Source organism: Duganella sp. HH101 (genome assembly GCF_001758795.1).
Lineage (GTDB): Bacteria > Pseudomonadota > Gammaproteobacteria > Burkholderiales > Burkholderiaceae_D > Rugamonas > Rugamonas rivuli.
In genome coordinates this window covers 188,433-210,514 of record NZ_LRON01000003.1, presented here as the reverse complement: position 1 = coordinate 210,514, position 22,082 = coordinate 188,433, and the positions used below count along the sequence as shown (strand labels likewise).

At 58.2% G+C, this 22,082-nt stretch carries 27 protein-coding genes and 1 pseudogene; 10 read left to right on the top strand and 18 right to left on the bottom strand.

Annotated features, from left to right (window positions below):
• Positions 1–129: 129 nt before the first annotated feature.
• From DUGA2_RS33345 to DUGA2_RS06095, 5 genes are read right to left on the bottom strand one after another with little or no spacing between them, the layout of a single operon-like run.
• Positions 130–423 carry a hypothetical protein gene (locus tag DUGA2_RS33345; protein ID WP_141753200.1) on the bottom strand — a complete coding sequence of 98 codons (294 nt, stop codon included), beginning with the start codon at positions 421–423 and terminating at the stop codon, positions 130–132.
• 10 nt (positions 424–433) lie between these two features.
• Complete coding sequence (locus DUGA2_RS32490) at positions 434–1,816, bottom strand: ThiF family adenylyltransferase (RefSeq protein ID WP_071658866.1); 1,383 nt, start codon at positions 1,814–1,816, stop codon at positions 434–436.
• Between the two features lie 13 nt (positions 1,817–1,829).
• Positions 1,830–2,273, bottom strand: a complete 444-nt coding sequence (locus tag DUGA2_RS06100; RefSeq protein WP_070267949.1) for a Mov34/MPN/PAD-1 family protein — start codon at positions 2,271–2,273, stop codon at positions 1,830–1,832.
• Positions 2,270–2,704, bottom strand: coding sequence for a putative metal-binding protein (locus DUGA2_RS32485; RefSeq protein WP_071658865.1), 435 nt, complete (start codon positions 2,702–2,704; stop codon positions 2,270–2,272). The genes DUGA2_RS06100 and DUGA2_RS32485 overlap by 4 nt, the downstream gene beginning before the upstream one ends.
• Complete coding sequence (locus tag DUGA2_RS06095) at positions 2,682–2,993, bottom strand: hypothetical protein (protein ID WP_070267947.1); 312 nt, start codon at positions 2,991–2,993, stop codon at positions 2,682–2,684. Before DUGA2_RS06095 ends, DUGA2_RS32485 begins: the two co-directional genes overlap by 23 nt.
• Positions 2,994–3,152: 159 nt before the next feature.
• Here DUGA2_RS06095 and DUGA2_RS34965 point away from each other — a divergent pair, with 159 nt between their 5' ends.
• Positions 3,153–3,467: a helix-turn-helix transcriptional regulator gene (locus tag DUGA2_RS34965; protein WP_071658864.1), complete on the top strand. Its 315-nt coding sequence runs from the start codon at positions 3,153–3,155 to the stop codon at positions 3,465–3,467.
• Complete coding sequence (locus DUGA2_RS32475) at positions 3,464–4,009, top strand: ImmA/IrrE family metallo-endopeptidase (protein ID WP_071658863.1); 546 nt, start codon at positions 3,464–3,466, stop codon at positions 4,007–4,009. Before DUGA2_RS34965 ends, DUGA2_RS32475 begins: the two co-directional genes overlap by 4 nt.
• 522 nt (positions 4,010–4,531) lie before the next feature.
• Here DUGA2_RS32475 and DUGA2_RS32465 read toward each other — a convergent pair.
• From DUGA2_RS32465 to DUGA2_RS06080, 4 genes are read right to left on the bottom strand one after another with little or no spacing between them, the layout of a single operon-like run.
• Positions 4,532–5,545 carry a TniQ family protein gene (locus DUGA2_RS32465; RefSeq protein ID WP_071658862.1) on the bottom strand — a complete coding sequence of 338 codons (1,014 nt, stop codon included), beginning with the start codon at positions 5,543–5,545 and terminating at the stop codon, positions 4,532–4,534.
• 5 nt (positions 5,546–5,550) lie between these two features.
• On the bottom strand, positions 5,551–6,450 hold the full coding sequence (locus tag DUGA2_RS32460; protein ID WP_071658861.1) for a TniB family NTP-binding protein: 900 nt from the start codon (positions 6,448–6,450) through the stop codon (positions 5,551–5,553).
• Entirely contained in the window at positions 6,447–8,354 is a 1,908-nt protein-coding gene (locus tag DUGA2_RS32455; RefSeq protein WP_083296228.1) for a Mu transposase C-terminal domain-containing protein, read from the bottom strand. Before DUGA2_RS32455 ends, DUGA2_RS32460 begins: the two co-directional genes overlap by 4 nt.
• Positions 8,355–8,363: 9 nt before the next feature.
• On the bottom strand, positions 8,364–9,014 hold the full coding sequence (locus DUGA2_RS06080) for a heteromeric transposase endonuclease subunit TnsA (RefSeq protein WP_070267943.1): 651 nt from the start codon (positions 9,012–9,014) through the stop codon (positions 8,364–8,366).
• Positions 9,015–9,292: 278 nt separating this feature from the next.
• Between DUGA2_RS06080 and DUGA2_RS06075 the strand changes: the two genes are divergently transcribed.
• The 3 genes and pseudogenes from DUGA2_RS06075 to DUGA2_RS06070 form a co-directional block, all read left to right on the top strand.
• Complete coding sequence (locus DUGA2_RS06075; protein ID WP_070267941.1) at positions 9,293–9,529, top strand: type II toxin-antitoxin system Phd/YefM family antitoxin; 237 nt, start codon at positions 9,293–9,295, stop codon at positions 9,527–9,529.
• Positions 9,529–9,780, top strand: coding sequence for a type II toxin-antitoxin system VapC family toxin (locus tag DUGA2_RS34960; protein WP_071658860.1), 252 nt, complete (start codon positions 9,529–9,531; stop codon positions 9,778–9,780). Before DUGA2_RS06075 ends, DUGA2_RS34960 begins: the two co-directional genes overlap by 1 nt.
• Positions 9,716–10,276: pseudogene (locus tag DUGA2_RS06070) on the top strand (uracil-DNA glycosylase); the annotation flags it as partial. The gene DUGA2_RS34960 and the pseudogene DUGA2_RS06070, both read left to right, overlap by 65 nt.
• Here the strand turns inward: DUGA2_RS06070 and DUGA2_RS06065 are convergent.
• The 5 genes from DUGA2_RS06065 to DUGA2_RS06045 all read right to left on the bottom strand — a co-directional run bounded on the left by DUGA2_RS06065 (position 10,277) and on the right by DUGA2_RS06045 (position 16,526).
• Positions 10,277–11,398: a HupE/UreJ family protein gene (locus tag DUGA2_RS06065; RefSeq protein WP_070267939.1), complete on the bottom strand. Its 1,122-nt coding sequence runs from the start codon at positions 11,396–11,398 to the stop codon at positions 10,277–10,279.
• The gene (locus tag DUGA2_RS06060) at positions 11,395–12,570 is read right to left on the bottom strand and encodes a hypothetical protein (RefSeq protein WP_070267937.1); all 1,176 of its coding nucleotides are present in this window, start codon (positions 12,568–12,570) and stop codon (positions 11,395–11,397) included. The genes DUGA2_RS06065 and DUGA2_RS06060 overlap by 4 nt, the downstream gene beginning before the upstream one ends.
• 59 nt (positions 12,571–12,629) lie before the next feature.
• Positions 12,630–12,869 carry a hypothetical protein gene (locus DUGA2_RS06055; protein WP_070267936.1) on the bottom strand — a complete coding sequence of 80 codons (240 nt, stop codon included), beginning with the start codon at positions 12,867–12,869 and terminating at the stop codon, positions 12,630–12,632.
• Complete coding sequence (locus DUGA2_RS06050; protein WP_083296225.1) at positions 12,866–14,395, bottom strand: DUF4331 domain-containing protein; 1,530 nt, start codon at positions 14,393–14,395, stop codon at positions 12,866–12,868. The genes DUGA2_RS06055 and DUGA2_RS06050 overlap by 4 nt, the downstream gene beginning before the upstream one ends.
• A gap of 109 nt (positions 14,396–14,504) precedes the next feature.
• On the bottom strand, positions 14,505–16,526 hold the full coding sequence (locus DUGA2_RS06045; protein ID WP_070267934.1) for a TonB-dependent receptor: 2,022 nt from the start codon (positions 16,524–16,526) through the stop codon (positions 14,505–14,507).
• A 145-nt stretch (positions 16,527–16,671) separates the two neighbouring features.
• Between DUGA2_RS06045 and DUGA2_RS06040 the strand changes: the two genes are divergently transcribed.
• From DUGA2_RS06040 to DUGA2_RS06020, 5 genes are all read left to right on the top strand, one after another.
• A complete protein-coding gene (locus DUGA2_RS06040; protein ID WP_070267932.1) occupies positions 16,672–17,259 on the top strand; it encodes a sigma-70 family RNA polymerase sigma factor in 588 nt (195 codons plus the stop codon).
• Positions 17,256–17,960, top strand: a complete 705-nt coding sequence (locus tag DUGA2_RS06035; protein WP_070267930.1) for an anti-sigma factor domain-containing protein — start codon at positions 17,256–17,258, stop codon at positions 17,958–17,960. Before DUGA2_RS06040 ends, DUGA2_RS06035 begins: the two co-directional genes overlap by 4 nt.
• A 61-nt stretch (positions 17,961–18,021) precedes the next feature.
• Positions 18,022–18,444 carry a PaaI family thioesterase gene (locus DUGA2_RS06030; protein WP_070267929.1) on the top strand — a complete coding sequence of 141 codons (423 nt, stop codon included), beginning with the start codon at positions 18,022–18,024 and terminating at the stop codon, positions 18,442–18,444.
• Between the two features lie 46 nt (positions 18,445–18,490).
• Positions 18,491–18,964 (top strand): group 1 truncated hemoglobin, encoded by a 474-nt coding sequence (locus DUGA2_RS06025; protein WP_070267927.1) that lies wholly within the window; start codon positions 18,491–18,493, stop codon positions 18,962–18,964.
• A gap of 19 nt (positions 18,965–18,983) precedes the next feature.
• Entirely contained in the window at positions 18,984–19,865 is an 882-nt protein-coding gene (locus tag DUGA2_RS06020) for a DUF3034 family protein (protein ID WP_070267925.1), read from the top strand.
• On the opposite strand, the gene DUGA2_RS06015 is transcribed toward DUGA2_RS06020, so the two are convergent.
• The 4 genes from DUGA2_RS06015 to DUGA2_RS06000 are packed head-to-tail and all read right to left on the bottom strand — an operon-like array spanning position 19,862 to position 22,078.
• Positions 19,862–20,380, bottom strand: a complete 519-nt coding sequence (locus DUGA2_RS06015; protein WP_070267923.1) for a peroxiredoxin — start codon at positions 20,378–20,380, stop codon at positions 19,862–19,864. The two genes, DUGA2_RS06020 and DUGA2_RS06015, sit on opposite strands and share 4 nt — an antisense overlap.
• A 50-nt stretch (positions 20,381–20,430) precedes the next feature.
• Complete coding sequence (locus DUGA2_RS06010; RefSeq protein WP_070267921.1) at positions 20,431–21,081, bottom strand: BON domain-containing protein; 651 nt, start codon at positions 21,079–21,081, stop codon at positions 20,431–20,433.
• A complete protein-coding gene (locus tag DUGA2_RS06005; protein WP_008443191.1) occupies positions 21,074–21,670 on the bottom strand; it encodes a phosphoheptose isomerase in 597 nt (198 codons plus the stop codon). The genes DUGA2_RS06010 and DUGA2_RS06005 overlap by 8 nt, the downstream gene beginning before the upstream one ends.
• A 57-nt stretch (positions 21,671–21,727) precedes the next feature.
• Positions 21,728–22,078, bottom strand: coding sequence for a YraN family protein (locus DUGA2_RS06000; RefSeq protein WP_070267920.1), 351 nt, complete (start codon positions 22,076–22,078; stop codon positions 21,728–21,730).
• Positions 22,079–22,082 lie beyond the last annotated feature (4 nt).

The following is a 22,082-nucleotide window of genomic DNA, read 5'->3' as shown; positions in this document are numbered from 1 at the left end:
CGGCAGTCCGGAAGCGGAAATTTGCCGGTCTCTCCAATTAGACAATTGTTCTGCGCCCTTTACATACCAAGCGTGCTGAGAATCGAGACTTTACAGCAGAAGTATATTTTTAAGCCAATTTTAGTGAGATCAGGGTTCGAGTCGCTGCTCGGACTGCTCATCGATTGCAGCTACCTGGAGGAGTATTTCTCGAAGGGAGTAGCGTTCGGTATCGATGATGCACATGCAGCCGTTGATGCTTTGGCTTTCTCCATGCACAGGTTCGATATCTGGACTGACAAGATCCATTACTTGACGGGCGATAGTTCGTTGTCGTACTCGACCGGAGGTGAAGACCACGACCCCCACTATTCGGAGCTGACGTGCCAGCAGCTCTGGAATGAGTCGGAACTTGCCGCCCTCTCGATAAATGTGAATGCTCATCGTCTCCCTTTTAAGTAGATGCATATTCTTCAGGCCATATCTCCTGCATGACTTGATGATTGAGTGGGTTAGAACAAAACTCGCAGTCAGTACGTTTAGTTTTTCGTAGTCGGGCTTTGCTATGAGGTGGGCGCCACGGATCCAGGCAAAGATAATTTGCCGTCGGGTGATAGGACGCACTCTTCGAACGGCGCAGCAACTCAATCACTAGAAGTGCACCGGCCAAGTGGGAAACGAAGGCGAGTGGCGCCAGAACCTGCTTAGTCTCTGGAGTGAGTAACACTCCTGATCCACACATCTCGCGGAAGAGACTGTCGAAGGCCATGTTGACCAAGGCCCTTTCTTGTAGGCTTGGGTGCAGTTGTGCCAGTTTTAATGCGACACGTTCACTAATCAATTGTTCTCTGACTTCATCGACAGTGAGGCCCAGGGTTTCTGCGATATGGCGTTCACGGCTCTCTTCTTCGGGGGCAAAGGTGTAAATACATGATAGGCAAGCGTCGTCAGTAGGTTGAGCTTCCGAGAAAGTTACAACTTCAGAAAGGTCGGTAGTCGATGCGTCGATAATTTCCAGTGGCAATTCGCTACGAATTGATCGCCTTACTCGGCGGCTATCGGTCGTAGTAATAGCTCGACGGACTCGGGTACGCTTCGCGACGACATCGGAGAAAGTACAAACCTCTGGCACCAGCTTCAATGTCGGATGGGCATACGTCTGTGCCAGGACTTGGGCCTTAGGAGTACCGACATCTTTGGGACCGAAAAATAGGCATCGATTAAGGTTTGAATCTGCCACTACTTTAGGATCAACGACGGTCAACGTGCCTGTCGCTTTCAACTCCTGCAGCGCCCAAAGAAGTCCGTTTGCGACACCGCCGGCTCCCACCAAAACTGCCTCATCAAGATCCAGAGGATGCCGCAGTTCTTCAACGCTTATGCCAAGTGCTTTGGCGGAAATAGGGAAAGCCCGGGACAGGAATGTACGATCTGAGCCAACAACGTGCGCTACTACTTGGCCGCAGATATAGCACGCAGCGATTTTCAGTAGGAGGTCCGGAATATCTTCCGAATGATCGAGTACACAGTTGTCACCATCCCCAAGCGACAACATGGTGATGCAATCCGTGCTGTCGATGCGGACCCGAACATGGATTGGTGCCTGCGCTGCCTCGTTGTCACCGATGGAAATATGAAGTGCGGCCGGCGTGGAGTTGTTCAGATTCTGGAAAGTGCATCCCACCATTTGTTGCACGTAACTCGCCAGCTTATGGCAAGCAGCTATCGAACCATGCGAAATAACGATCCCGGCCGTTAGGCGGTCCGAAATCTCCGTTTCAGATCCGCCAGTTAAGGCCATCAATGATTCAATGTTAGCTTTATGCGAGTCGGTCATGGTGGGATGGTTCCTATTGAATGGCGATGGCCTGATCAGAAGAAATCTGGACCCACTGATCAGATGCTGACAGAGAAAAAGCGGCGACTTCTTGCATGAAGTTGTCGACGGTTGTAGTGCGCGCAAACTCAGGCAGTACAAAGGACAAAGCTCCTTGATGACGTATGACGGCCCACTGATCATCGGCACGCGAATGAAATGCTTCGTTCGGGTGTGAATGAATTTGCGCCAGGATCTTCTTGCGATTTTGTCGTAAGTACGCCATCAGGTTACGCATAGCAGCCGGAGGCAAGTGAAACATATCAGCTCTTACGTTCTGTTCAGGGCGAAATACTTCGCTGATTTGGTTGTCTTTGCCAACCCAAAACACAACCGTCTCGCAGCCTACGCGACCGCCTTCTTGCAGCAACTCGAGGGTTTGCTGCAGTTCTGCCTGGGGGATCGTGATCTTGTTCATTTGGGGTACACCTTACGCCAAGCAGTTGAAATTTGGTCCAGCAAACCGACCAGACTATTCCCATCAGAGGACATGTGAGTATTCCAGTGCTCGCTCAGATGGCTAGGATGCGTGTGATATTCGCGGATTCCCCGCATGCAAATGAACGCAGGCGCCTGAGTTACAGGATGTGTGTTCGCGTTAAAAATCGTAAAACCTGGCATGTTCGGATACGGGTTTCCCGCGCTGTCCAACAGCTCTGCAGCTGGAGGTTGATCTGGCCAGCCATCGCACTTGAACTTGACGCGCAACGGCTGGGTTCCAACGAACGTTACATCGATGCATGGGTAGTCGAGTTGGTTGAGCACCCATGCCCGATTTTCTAAAAACCGATCCGTCAGATGTTTGACATCGTCCTCGAAATGACGCTTAGAGAGCAGTTCGTGCGCCACCGCCGCCCTCGCGCTTGTGCCATTCGATCTCGACGATACCGTGCAAGCCCTGGTGCTTGAAGGTTTGACCTGGATCGATTTCTTTGTTGTCGACGAATGCTACCCAGTCGCTGGTATTCGTCAGCTGCAGCGTTATCGCGGCGGCACGCAGAATCTCACTCACCAACGCGGATTCGAAGGCGCGACGGTAGTCGTCGTCGTTCGGAAACACGCCGCTTGGGGTGATAACTGCTACCGCGATTGGCTTGTCTTCGGGTTTCTTTTGTTGCTCTTCTTGCTGTGGTTGCATTTCGGGTTCCTCGTCGGGTTGTGCTCACTTGAGCTTGATTTGTAATGTACACCCACATTTTTCAGGTGTCAACATGGCAAACGTCAATTGCACAAACATGTGAGTGTGGTTGACATTTACCCACTTCTGTTTTAATCTGGGTGATTAAGGGGAGGTAAGATGGAGACAAGTTTGTTCTACAAGAAAGTTGGCTCAGCGATTCGAGGTGCTAGAGATGCGGCGGGCTTGACTCAAAGTGAACTTGCAAGCACAGTTGGTGTGTCGAGAACGTCGCTTACGAATATCGAGTTAGGTCGCCAACGTCTTTTAGTCGATCAACTTGTTGAAATTGCTATGGCGCTCCAAGTATCCGTCCCAGATTTACTACCTATGGATTCTCAAACGCATGAGGAGCCAGGTCCACATGAGTATGAGTCTCTTCCTGCGGTCTCAGATTTTTTGAGATCTGTTCGAAGCAATAGAGACATAGCATGAATACTTCTACTCGCCCCCGATACTCCCTTATCGTTCGAGAGGCTTCAGAACTTCTTGCGAAACTCGACATCACCAAACCTCCGATTGCTGTCGATCGAATTGCTGAGCATATCGGAGCAAAAATTGTTTATAACGATTTTCGGCAAGAGATCTCTGGTTTGTTAATGCGCAAAGGAGATCAGCTAATTATTGGTGTGGCCAGTGAGCAGTCTCAAGTAAGGCAAAGATTTACAATCGCTCACGAACTTGGGCATGCGCTTCTGCATAACATTCAGAATGTTCACGTTGATAAGGCCTTCAATGTCATGTTCAGATCGAGTGCATCGTCTGATGGGCAGGATGTCTTGGAAATTGAGGCAAATGCTTTTGCTGCTGAGCTTCTTATGCCCGAGGAGATGCTTAGTTCTGATCTGACAAATGTCCCTCTGGATATGGAAAACGGCGAGCAGCTTAGCCATTTTGCGAATAGATATGAGGTCAGCGTTCAAGCATTAACATATCGATTGTTAAATTTGATCTCTCGCAATCGGCTTCATTTGTAATGTGAATCCTTGTGACGATTTTCTTCAAATCATTGATTAGTTTTATCTGGCCTAGTGGAAGGCAAGACAGAACTTTGCATGTGTATTTGAAGCGCCATGATGGAATAGGGGATCCTCCCCCAGGCTTCTGGAAGGAATGCCATCCTTCTACAATCGCGCGGTTTAAGGCCACAATGACCTGTCCCAGTGGGCATGGAATGACTTTAAAAAAGCATTCGATTTCAGCAGACGGACGCGTGTCGCCTAGCGTGGTTTGCCGTTCGCCACGCTGCAGATTTCATAGCTACGTAGTGCTGAAGGGCTGGAGACAGGGAAGCGTTAAATAGTGCTCGTTTGTTTGCTGAAACTGCTCTTGCTAAGTTTGCCTCTTCTGTCTATCCGCGTGAATTATCCATCCCTGCCGAAGACTTAGTCTTTAATTTGTGCGATTAGTCCGGCCTACCTAATTTTTCAGTGATAAAAATATCTGAAATTTCCAATTCATGTTTCCTAAGATTCTCGCCAGAATCAAAGTGAGACAGCCTATCGGTCCCTCCAGTTTGACAAGGGTTTTACAATTTTTACATACCAAGCAGGAGGAGAGTCCAAACCTTTCAGCAACAGGTTGTACCGGATTGATCCAGCTTTCCAGGCATTAGTTAGTCTATAGTCGATATCGGCTAGCAACCAGGCGGCAAGTTGGATAAGATGCCGGCGCTCTTCCCACGGTCGTGCTTCTACAGATAGACCCTTCGGGTCAAGAATGATATCTTTAACACGCAATTGATCAGCAACATATTCACGTAGATAGTCATGTTGGTACCGAGCTGTCATTAACCCAGTTAAGTGTCTTAAGACCGCTAGCTCTTCGATCTCGACACGGGTCCATTGCACCGTGCCTGCCTCTAACTTTTGCTCAATTCTTGCTAAGAGCTGGCTAGCATCCTTTGCATAGCCGTAGATAGGTGACGTAATAGCAAGTGCAAGGTTGACCCCACAAGCGAAGCATTGTGAAAGCGGCGCACTTTCAGGTAGTGCTCCATTTCCCATATCCAAGCGATGCACTGCAATGGCATGTCCACACGCAGGGCATCGGTCAAGAAGGTGGCACCCATGCAATTGGCAGGTTGTATTAACCGCAATGCGCCATCGCTTGCGAAAATAGGGAACAGTGTCTTCCTTAAGGCATTGAGGACAAAACTGTAGACCAAACCCGTTGCGTTTTCGGTGGTACATTTGTTGTGTAAGTACCCATGGCAAATTTCCGGCTGTCCTAAATTTTGGATAAAACAAGCCTTCGTAGACTCGTAGTGTGCTATCTAAGGCTGTAGACATTGATACGCCGGTCCCAGTAGATAACCCCTCAATCAGCCAAGCTGGGGCAAGTCGATCAATATCGCGGTTCCAGACCTGATGTTCGTTCCCGAAGACTAAGTGACAAAACGACTGCGCTTTCAGTCCATGGAGGTGCGCCAGACGAACAAGCCATGATGATAAAAGCTCATCGGGTAGTGGTCTATCTCTCACAGGCCACAGTTTGGATGGCAGGTTCGACATAGTTCCTAGAATCGTTGATATTCTCGACGTTTGGAAGGAGGGATCCAATCAAATGATTTCGCGCGATCATTGGTAATGCGTTCTGCCTTGCTTCGAATTGCATCGACAGCCAATTCTTTCACTAAATCGCACATATCACCGATAGTCCCTTCACTGCGATTGTGCAGCGTAAGCACCATGCCTGGATCCTTTAAATTCGACGGATACTTCAACGGCATTCGATTTTCAAGGGTTGCCAGCAACGAGGCAAAGTTCTTGTCAGCTCGCCAGAGTGGTAGAGTGATTGGGGTGAATCGACTCGACATCTGCGGATCAGTGTTAAATGCATTAAGCGCTTCTTCAATCCCTGCTGCCACCATCACAACTCCCGTCTCGTTACCCAAACTTTTCAGTGCGTTACGAAATTCGCTTTGTCGAACCTTACCGCCGGAAATTAAATGCTGTATCTCATCGACGACTAGCATTTTGACGCCCATATTACGGAACAACGTTTTGATTTGAGAGTACTTCTCTCGATCAGTTGCATTGTGTCGATACGGTGCTTTTAGCCTATCGAGAATCCTTGTGTAAAAGTCGTTGATATCAGGCTTTGGCGGCATCTCTACCAGCACGACAGGATGGAGCGATACCTCTTTGGCCGGATCCTCATCAGGCGGGTGAAGAGCCTCAAATCGCTGAAGGATGGACGTTTTTCCATTAAAGGATGGAGCGACGAGGAGCAGGTTCGGCATTCTTGTAACTCGTGGATAGGAGAGCAAATCTTCCATATGCTTGATGACTCTTTTTGCATCTGGATAGGCAAGCCAAGTGCCTTCACGAATTGCATAAATTCGCTCTTCATCTGTGTGATGCAACAATGCAGAAGCGGTACTACTAAGGTGTGAAAAATTTGGAGCTACCGTCATTCATCCTCCAACAGAAAGACCGAGTCTGGGTCATAGCCAGGAATATCGGGCGTAGTTATTGAAGGTTCGACGGAGCTGATCTTCGGTAGATCTTCTTTCCGGTCTACTTTAGCTTTGGCGTTTTGAATACGGCGCTGCTGTTCTCGGCGAGCTACCTTGGTCTTTTCTGCCGCTTCTTCTTCGATTTTTCGCTGTTCGTTAATGATAGAAAATATGGCACGTTCGTCGTCGAGTGAGATGCGACGTTCGCTGGCCCTTCGATGGGCGTCCCTCAACTCCCAGATACTGACAGAAGGAAGACCTGTATTCCGGTACGGTATAGCGAAATACCGTTTTGCGTGCTCATCAAAAAAATATAGGATGCTGATATCGCGTGGATCTCGATGAAATCGGAAATTGCGTTTGTGCTTCTTGAAGTCTGGATGTGGCGTATTGATCCATGGGCGCAGAACGTCATGATAGTAATGAACGTGATCGAGAAGTACGCCATAGTTCTGGACGCTCCTCTCGAAGAACGGCATGAAATTGATTCTCAGCGTCTCCTCATCGAGACGCCGCGCCGGCAGGCCCCGACCTGGTTTTTCTTTTGTCCCTAGAAGCCCCTCACGCCATTTGGATAGTGGTGATGTAGCAATGCCGTTATGTGGCGCTTTGTGATATTTCGCAAAAAATAAAACTAACCAACGTTCCAGCTCGCTGAAGGTCATGCAAGCATTGCCCTCAGCATCGTATTCACCCTTTTCAGAAGGACCAGAAAATGTGGCACCTTTCAAGGTTTTTAGTCCTTGAGAAACAGTACCCATCAGTCGTTCAATGTGGGCGCCGTAGCGTGGTTTTTTGACGGGGCGTAGGTGAAGGTCGATGTCATACTCTTTGCATGCTAAGCGCAACATGTTTCCTCTGAATTCACGCGCATTGTCCATGTGAAGGATGCCCATGGTTCCCCAGGCAGGCCAGTCAACAGTGGTGATGCCGAGGCGACTTAGCCATCGTTCCTTAGGCAGAATTGCGTGCGAGACGCACATACCCGCAGACATGGCTGAAGGCGCATCTAAAGACAGATGCATTCCGAGACAAACACGGCTAAAGACATCGATCGCCAAAGTTATCCATACACGTCGTATTGATTTCCGATAAACGTCATCCACGATGATCACGGGTAGCTCGGTGTGATCCATTTGGACTACGGAGAGAGGCCACTCAGAATCAGGTACGCTGCCTTTGATAGGGTCGTAGCGTTGATAAGCTGCGGCCTCGCCTTTGCGTCGAAGAAGGCGCTCACGCCCGTCTGTCCATTCCAGTCTTTTTCTGATAGTACTGGCGCCAGGAAGCTTAAGATTTGCGTTGGAGCAGCGACGACGGATATCTGTAATTGTTTCAGCAATCGATTGGCATTGGTCCGTGTTGTGAAAATTCTTGATCGCGTCTTCGATGATTGCTTCAACATCAGAAGAAATTCTGCCCTTGCCTTTTCCTCCGCGTTCAAACGTGTTTGAAATGAGAGAGGAAAGCTGACCAGAAGAGCGGTACGCTGCTACCCATCGATAGATAGTAGCTCTGCTGACACCGGCCTCGGCAGCTATTTCGTTGGCTAAAGCACCTGAATGCCGATAGTGATTATTGACTAGCGGACTAATGAGACGGAGTTTCTCTTCAGCGAGCTCCCACGTTTCTGTCGGTATTGATACCAACTCGCGTCTTACAGGGGCGCGCTCGGGGCTGTCGCCGACGATCGTAGGCGGGCTTATGTCGCCAATTTTAATAAGCGCTTTGGTGTTGGTTCCGACCTCCTTGGCTAGCACCAAGTTGAGGTCGGCCACCGAGAGGATGACGTATTCCTTTCCATCATGTGAGATGGTTGCCCCTTCTCGTATATGTAGGAATTGTGGCTCTTGCATTTTCATTTCAGGGTCTCACGCTTGGGATAAGATGGAGTCATGGCTTATTGGCGTGTTTAGATCGGTAGTGAAGAAGCCACTTATGACCGCATGCCAAATAATTGGTAGCCAATACATGCGTTCATCATCAGTTGCCGCAAGGGTTTGCAGAAGTTGGTTAGCAGTAGCCTTGCCTTCCGTTGAGCAAATAACTTCTTCCAGAAGCGTTAGATCGTCGGTGGAGGGCTCAACACTTCTGTACTCCCTTAGGAATTTGAGATTTGTAAGCCGCGGAGTGCGGATGTCAATTTCAGTTACTTTTCTGAATTCCCAATCGAGCTCCTGAACAAAGGCTTCAGCTGCGGAAAATTTCGGTTTATATTTTTCCTCGTACTTTGTGAGGTACTCGGAATGTTTGACCTCGGCAAGTAGCGGTCTACGAGCGAAGTTGGTAGCGGGATCCGGTTTGAAGTGAATCAGGATGTCGGGGGTATAGCCTCTCGGAGTCCCTGGAACTGGGATTTTCACCGGTTGGACTTCGTAGTGAAGTACACTATTGTCAAAGTCGAGCAGTAGCATGTACTCCTTCTCCAGCAAGGACTCAAAAGCATTGGGTTCACGGTTCTTGCGGCCGGCGAAGCTACCGGTGACAACTAAGTAGTTCTTTGGTATTTTTCTAACTGGCACGATAGATTTTTCTTGGAGTTGATAAACCCAAAAATGGTCGCACTAATTTACGAAACTTGTCGCACGAACTAGCGGAGAAACAGGCAAAAATCCGACCTTTTGTCGCATGTACTTATGAACGTTCACAGCCGGCTAAAAATTCCGCAGTATCAAAAGAAGCAAGCCCTCGCGAGACGGCTTGCTTTTTTTTCGTTGAGCGATATCAGAGGATCGTCATATCGCTACCTTGTCATCATCTTTGCGCAAGCTAGACTGGAATTGTTTGCCCGGAGAAGAACATGGCGATATTCGATATTGATGAAGCGAAAATCAGGCTATCGACACTGATCGAAGATGCCTCCAATGGCCAGGAAGTCATCATCGCCACAGGTGGTAAACCTCTTGTCCGACTGGTGGCGATCCACGCTCATATGGCATTGCGAAAGCCCGGTTCCATGAAGGGAAAGATCTGGATCGCCGATGATTTTGATGGGCCACTCCCTGAAGACATACAGGCCGCATTCGAAGGCAAATAGTGCAGCTCCTACTAGATACCCATGTCTTGCTCTGGTGGCTGCAAGACAGTCGAAAGCTGCCTCGGCATTCGCGCGCCCGTATCGCGACAGCGCAGACTGTGTATGTGAGCAGCATCTCTATCTGGGAAACCGCGATCAAGGTCCAGGCTGGAAAACTAGACCTGGATATAAAGGGCCGAGTATGCCGCTTACCAGTGCTGCCCGGCCGGCAAGAGCATTTTCAGGGCCTTCGATCTGACGCCCTTCGATGACGTCAAAGTCGTCATCCTCGGCCAGGATCCCTATCACACGCCCAGCGCGGCGATGGGCTTTTGCTTCTCGGTCCCGGAAGGAAACCGCCCGCAACCGAGCCTGCAAAACATCTTCCAGGAACTGCACAACGACCTCGGCCTGGACCGCCGCCAGACCGATTTGACGGACTGGGCGCAGCAGGGCGTATTCCTGCTGAACAGCGTGCTCACCGTGCGCGCCCGCGAGCCCGGATCGCACGCCCACAAAGGCTGGGAGACCTTCACCGACAGCGCCATCCGCCATCTGTCCGAGCAACGCGAACGGCTGGCGTTCATCCTGTGGGGCAGCTACGCGATTTCAAAGAAAGCCTTTATCGACGGGCGAAAACACCTGGTCATCACCTCGCCGCATCCATCGCCGTTCTCAGCGCACAAGGGCTTCTTCGGCAGCAAGCCATTTTCGCGCGCGAACGACTACCTCATCGCCAACGGGAAAACGCCGATCCAGTGGGCCTGATCAGGCGCCGATCAGCTGGAGGTCGAACGCGCGCTCGACCAGCCATACCACCGCCAACAGCGCAATCGCCACCGAGCCGCCCGTCAGCAGCCGGCGGTAGAACCACGTGCCGCGCAACGCGAACGCCAGCGGCAGGAAGGCGGCGACAATGCACAACTGGCCGATCTCCACGCCCAGGTTGAAGCCGAATAAACTCGCCAGCAGCGCCCCCTGCGGCAAGCCCAGGTCGATCAACACGCTGGCGAAGCCGAAGCCGTGGATCAGCCCAAATACGAACGCCGCCAACGGCCGCCGCCCACGGAACAGCGGATAGACATTGTTCAACGCCGCCAGCACCACCGAGGCCGCGATCGCCGATTCCACCCAGCGCGACGGCAGCGCAATCAAGGACAGGCTGGCCAGCGTCAACGTCAGCGAATGCGCCAGCGTGAACGCCGTCACCACTTTCAGCACATCGATGAAGGACTCGCGCAGGCTGGCCGACGGCGTGCCGCGCGCGCCCAGCATCACCGCCGGCAGCAGCAGCGACAGCAGGAACAGGATATGGTCGTAGCCGATCCAGATGTGCCACACGCCGTCCTTCACGTAAGCGCCGAACTGCTGCAAGCGATCCGGCGACGATAGCGACAAACTCTGGCGCGCATGCGCGGGATCGAATATCGCCGTCGACGTCGCGCCGTCATGCACCAGGCGCAGCAAGCCTTTGTGCTGCGGATCGAGATCGGCGAACAGCCGGTAGTTGACGGTCAGCGCCGCCAGCGGGTTTGGGCACGTGACGTGGAAACGCAGCACGCTGTAGGCGCCGTCGGTGTGGTCGTCGATCAGTTGTTCGTCGGTGTCGATCAGGCAGGCGCCCTTGTCGGTGGCGATGCTCAGGCGCTCCAGCGCGTAGGCGGCAATCGCCGCATGCCGCGTGCGGATCTCGTCCCAGGTCAGCTTGCCGTCGCCATCCTGATCGAGGCCGATGGCGAAGTCCAGGTCGCGCAGCGCGATGTCCCACTGGCCGGCGATGCGTTCGCCCTGCACCTCCAGCGACAGGTAGCTGTCGCTCGGCTTGTGCGCCGAAGCAGGCAGCACAGCGCCGCACAGCAGCGCGAAGAATAAGAGCAGGCGTCCCATCATGTCCCCGTTTGCATTTGACGGACCAGGCGCGTTGCGGCCACGTCCTCGACGTGATGCAGCGCGATCCAGTCCAGCACCGGCTTGGCGGCGCCCGCATCGCGTGCCTGCGCCGCCGCTTCCAGGTAGATGCGGATGTCGGCCGGTTCTTTTTGCACCGCCCAGTTCTTGCGGGCCAGCGCCAGTGCGCCGGCCGGATCGTGGCGCAGCAGTAGTTCAAAGCGCGCCTGCTCGCGCTGGTGCACGGTGTCGCCGCGCCGGGCGGCGGCGTCGAAGCGGGCCGCCAGTTCCTTCACGTCTTCGGCCAGCGCCTTGCGGGCGTTGCCCTGCTGTTGCAAGGCCAATGCGCGGCGCAGCAGCAGCGCGTCGATGCGGGTCTGGTCCTTCAACAATGCGAGGACTTCGCCGGCGCGCCGCTGCTCCAGCAGGAAATCGGCATAGGCACCCAGCAGATAACTGTCGCGCGGGCTCAAGGCCAGGCCGCGTTTGTAGCGCGCCTCGGCGATGTCGGCCGCGCCGCGTCGCTGCGCCATTTCCGCCAGCAGCGTCAAGGCCCATACTTGCAGTCCGTCCGGCGCGTTGCTGCTGCGCTCCAGCGTCAGGTCCAGCAGTTGTTCGCTTTTCAGCGAGCGTCCCGTCACCGTGCCGACGTTGGCGATGCAGGTGATGGTGATCAGTTCTATCGACATCGACGACAGCCGCGCGCAGCTGGCGGAGGCGCCGGCGTAGTCGCCCTGTACGGTTTGCACGGTGGCCTGCGTCAGCCATGCCTGCGCGTTGGCCGGATCGGCCCCCAGTACGGCCTTCAGGTCCGCCATCGCCGGATCGAACTGGTGGGTGCTTTGCAGCAGCGTGGCGCGCAGCAGGCGCACCGGCGCCGGCGGCGATGTCAGCCACCACCACGGCGCCAGCGCCGCTTGTGCATAGCCGAGGTAGCGTGGATCGGTTTCGCTGCGCGCCAGCGTGATGTAGCGCGTGGCCAGCGTGGTGGCCAGCGCCATGTCGTTGGGATGGGCGTTCAATTCGCTGCGCATGCGGCGCAGCTCCTGCTGCACAGGATCGCCGCGGCGTGGCAGTGTCTCGATCACTTGCGCGCCACTGGCGGGAACGTACGGCGCCGCCTGGATGGCGGTGGCCGCAGCAAGCAGCAGCAAGGTGAAAATCGGCTTCTTCATATCGACCTCAAACGGAAAAACGGGCGGACGCACTCGCATCCGCCCTTGTGCTGCAAGGCTTACTTGTACGCGACCGGTTCCGTATCCTCCGGCGCGGTGGCGACGACGGTGTCCGTCCCCGCTGGTTCGGCGGAGCTTTCGCTGCCGTCGCCGATGAACGCCATGACGGCCGTGTAGAAAGCATCGAGCATCACCACCGGTGGTGGCGGCGGCGGTGTCACTGGCGTGTGGTCTTCATAGCTGGTGCTGCCTCCGCATGCGCTGAGCACCAGCAGCGCAATCAGGCCGAGGTACTTCATGGCTTGCTCCGTGCCGCCGAGGTCACGCCCGAGGTTTGCGGCGAACCGGCGATCGGCGTCTTCAGGTACGGGAAGGCGGCGGTGAAGTAGCTGTCGTCCAGATAGGCGCCGTCGGTGAAGTGCAGGCCGCCGGCCGGTGCGTCGGCCGGGGCGCAGCCCAGGTTGATCGTGCACAGTTTGCCCATCACCACGCGCAGCGCGATGTCGACCACGTCGTCGCCGGGACGGCGGCCGTTCGGGAAGCCGGCATTGTCGCCGCCGATCACGCCCAGGCGGTTCTGCGCGCCCATCGCGACGGCTGGCGTCGCGGTGTTCAGGCGCAGCATCTCGGAAGCGACCACGGTGGCCGGCTGGTTCAAGCCTTTGACGCCGGTCAGGAAGGCCGCCACCAGGTCGTTGCGCGGGAAGTTGGTGGGCGCTTTGGCGCCTGCGCTGCCGTACAGGATTTCAATCAGCGCCGGCAGCGTTGGATTGGTGACGTAGGTCGCGAACTGCGCGTCGCCGGAAGGCTTGCTGCTGTTGAAGGTGTCCTTGTCCTTCAGGCCGATGACGACTTCGTTCACCAGCGGCATGCCGAGGCGCGACACCTGCGTCCAGGCGCCGCCTTCTTTCGACGCGGTGCTGGTGTTCGGCGTCGGGTTCAGCAGGCGGGCCTGGCGCACGCTGGCGGTGGTCCAGCCACCGATGACGGGATCGCTGCTGCCGGCGGCGGTCAGGCAGGAGGCGGCGACTTCGATTTCGATGGATGTCACGTTCTTGTCGGCCAGGTCGTCCTTGGCGGCCTTCTCGGCGTTGGCGCTGAATTCGGTCGCCGGCGCCTTGATGTTGACCAGGTCGAAAGTCTCGCCGAGGTTGACCACGAACGGATCCTTGCGCTGGCCGACGAACATCCGCGCCGGCGTGCTGCAGCCGGGGATGTTGACGCTGTAGACATGCGCCGCCGCATAGGCCGCGTAATTCGGAATCGACTTGTTGCCGATGTTATCGAGCGGCTTGTCGAAGGTGCTGGTGCCATCGGCCGCGTTGGTGACGGCGGCCTTGGTGCCGCTGCGGCGGTCGCCGCGCACCACGCTGACGGAGTAGGTCTCGCGCACGTTGGCGCCGGGCGCGTTCGGGCCGGCGATGGCGCCGCCGTTGATCACCAGCGGTATCGATACCTGCTTGCCGCCGACGGTCAGCTTGGTGTCCTTGTTGGTGTTATTGAAGCGGAACTGGAAGGTCAGGTCTTCCTTGGCGTCGCCGTTGTTGTCGATGTGGATCTCGTACAGCGCGTTCGGGTCCATGGCGAAGTAGTTCGGGCCGCCGTAGGCATCCTGCAGCGGGATGTAGTTGGCGATCAGCGTGACGAAGTTGGCGCGGCCGCTTTCGTAGCTGCGGAACATATAGAAGTCGGTGCCGTCGACTTTGGGACTCTGCGTGACGAACGGTGCTTCGCGGTGGCTGGACGCCATGGCCGCCGGTGCGAATGCGCTGGCGATGGCGCCGATGACGGCCGCGCGCATTGCGTGTTTGACGATGGTTTGCATCTTGTATTCTCCCCTTCTAGGTTGATCTGGCAGGTACTGCACCGTGATATACGCGGCGCGATTCAAATCGGATTCAGGTTCGTCAATATTTATGTTTTAAAAATTCGTTTTAAAAATTCCGGCTCAGCGTCAGCCGCAGCGTGCGAGGTTCGACCGGATGGAAGTGCACGCCATTGACGCCTTCCGCCGGCTCGCCCGGCAGGCGCGAGGCGTAGTAGTAATCGATGTCGCTGGCGCGGCGGTCGAACAGGTTGAAGCCGTCCAGCGTCAGCCGGGTCTTGCGGTCCAGCTGCCAGGCGATGCGGCCGTAGGCCAGCGTGGTCGGGGCCGAGCGCACGCTGTTGTCCTCTATGAGCGGACGCGGGCCGAAGTAGCGCAGCTCGAAGCCGCCGGACCAGCGGCCGATGTCCTTGATCGTCACGCCGAACGAGGCCACCTTGTCCAGCGCCTCCGGCACGTGGTTGCCGGCCGGGTCGCCGCGGCGATAGCGCGCGTGCGATGCCGATAGATCCAGATCGAACAGCAGCCAGGGAGCGGCGATATAGTGGTTGCTCCACTCGACGCCACGGCGGCGGCTGGGGCGAGTCGCCTCGGTGTCGCCGCTGTCGCCGGCGAACACCAGTTCGGAATCGATATCCAGCGTCCACAGCGACAGGGAACTTTGCAGGCCGGGCAGCCATGCGCCGCGCACGCCCAGCTCCGCGCCGCGCGTGCCCACCAGCGGCGTGGCCGGGTCGGCGGCCTTGAGCACGCCCCGCGCATCGTTGCTGTGGAAGCCGGCGCCGTAGTTGACGAAGTACTCGGTGCTGCGCCACGGGCCGAAGATCAGCGACAGCTTGGGCGAGGTCTTGTGCGCCTGTGTGCCCGCGCCGTTGACGTTGAAGCGGTAGGCGTCGTGGCGCAGGCCGGCGATGCTGCGCAAGGTTGGCGACCAGTAGCTGGTGTTCTCCCAATACAGGCCGGCGCTGGCTTCGTTGACGCGGTCTTCGCTGACGGTGGCGATGCGCTGGCGCGCAACCGTGTGGTACAGGCCGAGCGGCGCGATGCGGTCGTAGCGCGTCTGCACGCCGAACTTGTTGCGCATGTCGACGCCGGCGAACCGGCTGACCCGCGTCCGGCTCGCGTTGAAGCCGGCCATCGTGCGGCGTTCGCTTTGCTGGAACTGGTCGCCGTTGACCGGGTCGTTGAGCAGGTAGGTGAAGTCGCTGTACAGGTCCAGGCTGGAGCGCACCAGATAGGCCGACGCTTCGGCGAGGCTGCCCTCGCCGCGGCTGTGCATGGCCCACGCCAGGCTGGTGCGCGAGGTGTCGCCGCCGTCGCTGGGGTTGGCGCTGCCGTAGCGGTCGAAGCTGCCGTCGTCCACCGCGCGCTGCGGCAGCTGGTCGGTGGCGTTCCAGCGGTTGCGGTAGGCCATGGCGGTGACGCTGTAGCCGTCCTGCGCGTCGCCGCGCGTGTAGCGCAGCGTGCCGCTGTATTTGCGCACCCGCTCCGGCGTCTGCCACGGGCCGTTGTTGCGGCTCAGCTCCAGGCCGTACAGCAGCGTGCCGCCGGCCGCCGCTAACGAGTCGGCCAGCACGCCGCGCTGGTAGCCGTAGCTGCCCAAGGTCAGGTTGGCGCTGCCCTGCGCCAGGCGGTCGGCCAGCCGGATGTGCGCCGCGCCGGCCGAGGAGAAATCGCCCTCGTCGGCGTAGTAGCTGCCCTTCTTGTAGTCGATGCGCTGCACCAGTTCCGGGATCAGGAAGTTCAGGTCCGAGTAGCCCTGGCCATGCGCGTTGCTGCGCAGGTTGACCGGCATGGCGTCGACATAGGTGGCGAAGTCGGTGCCGTGGTCGAGGTTGAAGCCGCGCAGGAAGTACTGGTTGGCCTTGCCGTCGCCGCTGTGCTGGGTGACGATCATGCCGGGCACGAACTCCAGCAGCTCGCCGGTGCGCAGCGCCGGCCGGCTGGCGATCAGCGCCGATGTGACCGTGCCCTGGCTGGCGGCGTCCGAGGTGCCGAGCGCGTTGTCGTAATGTGCCAACACGATCACGCGGGCGGCGGGCGCGTCGTTGGCGCCTGGTTCGGCCTCGGCCGCACCAGCGCAGCCCGCGATGGCGGCGGCGATCAGCCCGGCGATGCTGCGTTCGATCATGGTGTTGCCCTCGCAATGCGTTATCGATGGGGCATGTACGCAAGAAAGAACCGATCGGATTCAAAATATATTTGTGTTCGCGCGCGTGCGGTATATGGTATTTTTCTCACGCTTGCCCATTTCCTCCACTTCCCCAAGGCCCGCAGTGTCCGACGCGAATACTCTCGATCCCCAGCAGTTGCGCACCTGGCTGCACGGCGCGGCCAAACGCGATGCTGTCGCATTTCGTTCACTTTATGATGCGACCTCAGCGAAACTGTTTGGCTTCGCGCTGCGTATATTGATCAAGCGCGAACTGGCCGAAGAGGTGCTGCAAGAGAGTTTCGTCGCGATCTGGAACAACGCCGGCAGCTATCAGAGCCATTTGGCCGCACCGATGACCTGGATGACCACCATCGTCCGCAACAAGGCCTTCGACCTGCTGCGCCGTAGCGACGCCACCACCGAAATCGACGGGGAACAGTTTGACAGCGAGGTTATCAATGCACTGCACGATCCCGGAGCCACGCCCATCGAGGCACTCGAAATGAGCCGCGACGCCAAGGCGCTGGCCTATTGCATGTCCGCGCTGGAAGGGCTGCACCGGCAGGTGCTCGGCCTGGCCTTCTTCCATGACCTGTCGCACAGCGAAGTGGCGCAGCAGATGGCGCTGCCGATCGGCACCGTCAAGACCTGGATACGCCGCAGCCTGGAGAAGTTGAAGACTTGCCTGGCGAAGGGAGAGCGCCCTTGAACCTCCGCGACAACGCCCCGCTGCGCGAAAAGCTGGCAGCCGAATACGTGCTGGGCACGTTGAAGGGCGGCGCGCGCCGCCGCTTCGAAGGCTATCTGCACAATGACGCGGCGCTGCGCCGCATCGTCGTCGAATGGCAGGACAGGCTGACGCCGCTGGCCGAGTTCTCGACCGCGCAGGCGCCGCGCAAGCAGGTGTGGCGCGGCATCGAGCGCCGCCTGAACCTGCCGAGCGCCCATGCCGCCTGGCAGTTCTGGCGCAACGAGTCGGTGACGTTCTGGCGTTCGCTGGGCGTGGCGTCGAGCGCCGTCGCGGCGGTGCTGGTGGTGGTGGTGGCCACGCGTACGCTGGAGGCGCCGCAGCTCGACTACATCGCCACGCTGGCCGACGACAAGGCCCAGACCGCGCTGGTGCTGACCGGCGACAGCCGCCATCAGGCGATGACGGTGCGCGTGGTGGGCGCGGCGGCGGTGCCGGGCGATAAATCGCTGGAGCTGTGGGCGGTGCCGAAGTCGGGCAATCCGCGTTCGCTGGGCCTGGTGGGCGACCATGGCGAGGTCAGGCTGGCGATGACCAGCAAGGCCATCGGCGACGACGTGGCGCTGCTGGCGGTCACGCTGGAACCGAAGGGCGGCTCGCCGGATCCGAAAGGGCCGACCGGACCGATACTGTACAAAGGCAACTGGGTCCGTGTGATGTAGGGTGAAAGTTGCTATCATCGCTGGCGTCGGGCGCAAGCCCTCCCTCTCGCGAAAGACCGCCATGGACGCCAGCAAATTCAATCCGGAATATTTTAACCAGTTCGGCAAAGGCACTTTGCCCGACCACCTGGGCATCGTCATCACCGGCGTGGCCGAGGGCGAGATCGTGGCCGAGTTCGCGGTGACGCCGCGCCACCTGGCGCCGAACGGCTTCCTGCACGCCGGCAGCGTGGTGACGCTGGCCGATACCGCCTGCGGCTACGCCTGTTTCTCGCACCTGCCGGAAGGCGCGAACAGCTTTACCACGATCGAGTTGAAGTCCAACCACCTGGGCACGGCGCGCGATGGCGTCGTGGTGGCGACCGCGAAAGTGGTGCACCTGGGCCGCACCACGCAGGTGTGGGACGCCATCGTCACCAACAAGGCGACTGGTAAAACGATAGCGTTGTTCCGTTGCACACAGATGGTTTTGTATCCGAAATAACTGCTAAATTGTAGCCGGGCATGGACCCCGCTCATAAGGATACGACATGATGAAATTCTCCAGAGTGACCGCACTCGGTCTGCTGTTGGCCTCCTCGCTGGCCGCGGCGCAAACCCCCTACACCGACGATTCCACCTACCGCGGGCTGGGCGGCAAGGACGGCATCAAGAAGATCGTCGATACCTTTGTCCCCATGCTGCTGGCCGATCCGCGCATCAAGGACAGCTTCGCCGACTTCGACATGGTGCAGCTCAACGTGCGGCTGCAGGAGCAGTTCTGCGAGTTCGCCGGCGGCCCGTGCAAGTACACCGGCAAATACCGCGACAAGACGATGGACGGCGTCGGCACCGTGCGCGACATGGCCACCGTGCACCAGGATTTGAAGATCACCAACGCCATGTTCAACGCGCTGACGGAAGACTTGCAGATCGCGATGGAGCAGAACAATGTGCCCAGCAGCGTATCGAACAAGCTGATCGCGAAGCTGGCGCCGATGCAGCGCGCCATCGTGACCAAATAATCCCGCCAGGAGCAGAACAATGAAAAACATCATCCCAGCTTTGATCGCCGCGCTGGCTTGCGGCGGCGCGGCGGCGCAGGCCAGGCCGGACATGGGCAAGTTCCTCGCCACCGGCGGCGTCAGCCAGGTGGAGGGCGCGGGCGGCGGCGGCATCACGCCGTGGGCGCTGATCAGCGGCTACGGCACGCGCGACAGCTGGGGCGCGAACGCGCACTACACCTACGTCGACACCCAGGACTACAAGCTCAACAGCTACGGCGTGGCGGTGGGCATCGCCGACCGGCTGGAGATTTCGCTGGCCAAGCAGGAATTCAAGGGCAGCCTGGCGCCGTTGAACCTGCTGAACATCAAGCAGGACATCCTGGGCCTGAAGCTGAAGGTGGCGGGCGACGCCGTCTACGAGCAGGATAGCTGGATGCCGCAGGTGGCGATCGGCGTGCTGTACAAGCGCAACAAGGGCATCGCCGGGCTGGGCGCGCTGGGTGTGACCAATGTGACGCAGCTGGGCGCCAAGGACGACCATGGCTACGACTACTACGTGGCGGCCACCAAGATATTGTTCGAGCAGAGCCTGCTGCTGAACGGCACGCTGCGGGCGACCCGCGCCAACCAGATGGGGATATTGGGATTCGGCGGCGACAAGGGCGACAGCCAGCGGCTGATGCCGGAGGTGTCGGCGGCCTACCTGGTCAACCGCAAGCTGGCGGTGGGCGCCGAGTACCGGCGCAAGCCGCACAACCTGGGTGTGGACAACGAGAAGGCGTATTACGATGCCTTCGTGGCCTGGTTCCCGAGCAAGAACTTTTCAGTGACGGCCGCGTACGCGGAGCTGGGCGACATCACCATCTTCAATCCGAAGAAGCAGCACGGCTTGTACCTGTCGCTGCAGGCCGGCTTCTAGCCGTGCAGCGATGCTTCCAGCAGCTTGTGCAGGGCGGCGAAATCGGGTTCGCCCAGGTAGCGCTTGAGGATCTTGCCGTCCTTGCCGATGACGAAGGTGGTCGGCGTCATCGCCACGTTGCCGTAGGCTTTGGCGGCTGAGCCGTCGACGTCCAGCGCCACCTTGAACGGCAGCTGGCGGGTTTCAGCATAGTTCAGCACGTAGTTGGGCGGGTCGTAGTTCATCGCCACGGCGACGAACTCCAGGCCCTGCCCCTTGAACTTGTTGTAGGTGTCGACCATCTTCGGCATCTCGGCCACGCAGGTGGTGCACGAGGTGGCCCAGAAATTGACCATCACCACCTTGCCGCGCAGGCTGGCCGGCGAAATCTTTTCGCCCTTGATGCTGACGAAGGTGACGTCCGGCGCGCTCTGGCGCTGGTTCAGCATCAGGTAGCCGCCCAGGCCGATGGCGCCGATCAACACGGCGGCCACGACCGGCTTGACCCAGCCGGGGGAGGATTTGGTCTCTTGCATGATAAGCCCAGACATCGAAGAAGGTGAGGCCATTATAGACCTCCCCGCAATTACGAGTTGCCGGCCGGCTTGCTAGGCTGGTAGCTCTTCCACTCTTCTTCGGTGATGTACTCGAACACCTTGACCACCTTGTTCACGCCGCTGACGCCGCGCGCCACGTCGGCGCCGATCTGGCCTTCGCGCTGGGTCACGCGGCCCTGCAGGTAGACCACGCCGCGCTCCGTCACCACCTGGTAGGAGTTGGCCGAGATATCCTTCATGTCGACCAGGCTGGCCTTGACCTTGGTGGTGATCAGCGCATCGTTGGAACGCGAGGTGTAGCTCGACGGTCCGGCGATTTCCAGCTCGTTGATGACCGAGAGCACGCCCTCGATGCCGCGCAGTTCGCGCTCGGCGGCGGCCTTCATGGCCTCGTCGCGCACTTCGCCGGTCAGCAGGGCGCGGCGGTTGAAACTGTTGATATTGGTGTGACCCGCATTGCCGATGACGTTGTTGAGCTTGATGCCGCCCTTGACTTCGATCGCCCGGTCTTCCGTCTGCGCACCCAGGGTGCGGCGGTCGGTAGCGGCCAGCGTTCCGGAAATGGCGCCGCCCGCGACCAGCGCTACGCAGCCCGACAGCGACGCCAGCATGGCGCCGCACAGCACGCTCATGGCCAGCGGCCGTTGTACTTTTTTCCAGATAGCGCCGGGATTACTCATTCACATCTCCTCCGAATAGCGCGACGTCGATGCCGTCGCAAATGCAGTGTATCGTCACCAGATGGACTTCCTGGATGCGGGCAGTACGGTCGGCCGGCACGCAGATGTGCACGTCGGCGTCGGTCAACATTTTGCCGATGGCGCCGCCGCCCTTGCCGGTCATGGCCACCACGCGCATTTCGCGCTCCAGCGCCGCTTCGATCGCCGCCATCACGTTGGCCGAGTTGCCCGAGGTGGAGAACGCCAGCAGGATGTCGCCGGCCTGGCCGAACGCTTGCACCTGCTTGGAGAAGATCTCGCGGTAGCTGTAGTCGTTGGCCACCGCCGTCAGGATCGACGTATCGGTGGTCAGCGCCATGGCCGGCAGCGGGAAGCGCTCGCGCTCGAAGCGCCCGACCAGCTCGGCCGCGAAGTGCTGGGCGTCGGCGGCCGAACCGCCATTGCCGCACACCAGGATCTTGTTTCCGTTGGACAACGCCGAGAACATCAGCTCGATCGCTTGCGCGATGTGCGGAGCGAGGACGGTGGCGGACTGGATTTTGAGTTCGGCACTTTCGTGGAAGTGCGAGAGTATGCGTTGATTATTCATAGTGTGCTGATTATAGTGCAGCCGCTCAACGAGCCGGACAAGCGCTGTTAAAAATGCTTACATTTCGAGTGTGTTTTGCATCCATGACAACTTTTCGCCGTCGATGGCGACCAGGTCGAAGCGGCATGGCGGCAGGCTGGGATAGCGTAGCAGGTAAAACTGGGCGGCGTGGATCAGGCGCCGCTGCTTGGCCGGGGTGACGCTGGCGGCGGCCCCGCCGTAGCGGCCGCCCGCCCGGCGCCGCACTTCGACAAACACCAGGTGGGCGCCATGTTGCATGATCAGGTCGATCTCGCCCGCCTTGCAGAGGAAGTTGCGTTCGACCAGCACCAGGCCGTGCTGCAGCAAATGGGCCAGCGCGCGGTCTTCGCCGAGCCGGCCCAGGCGCTGTTGCTCGGTCCGCGGCATGGCG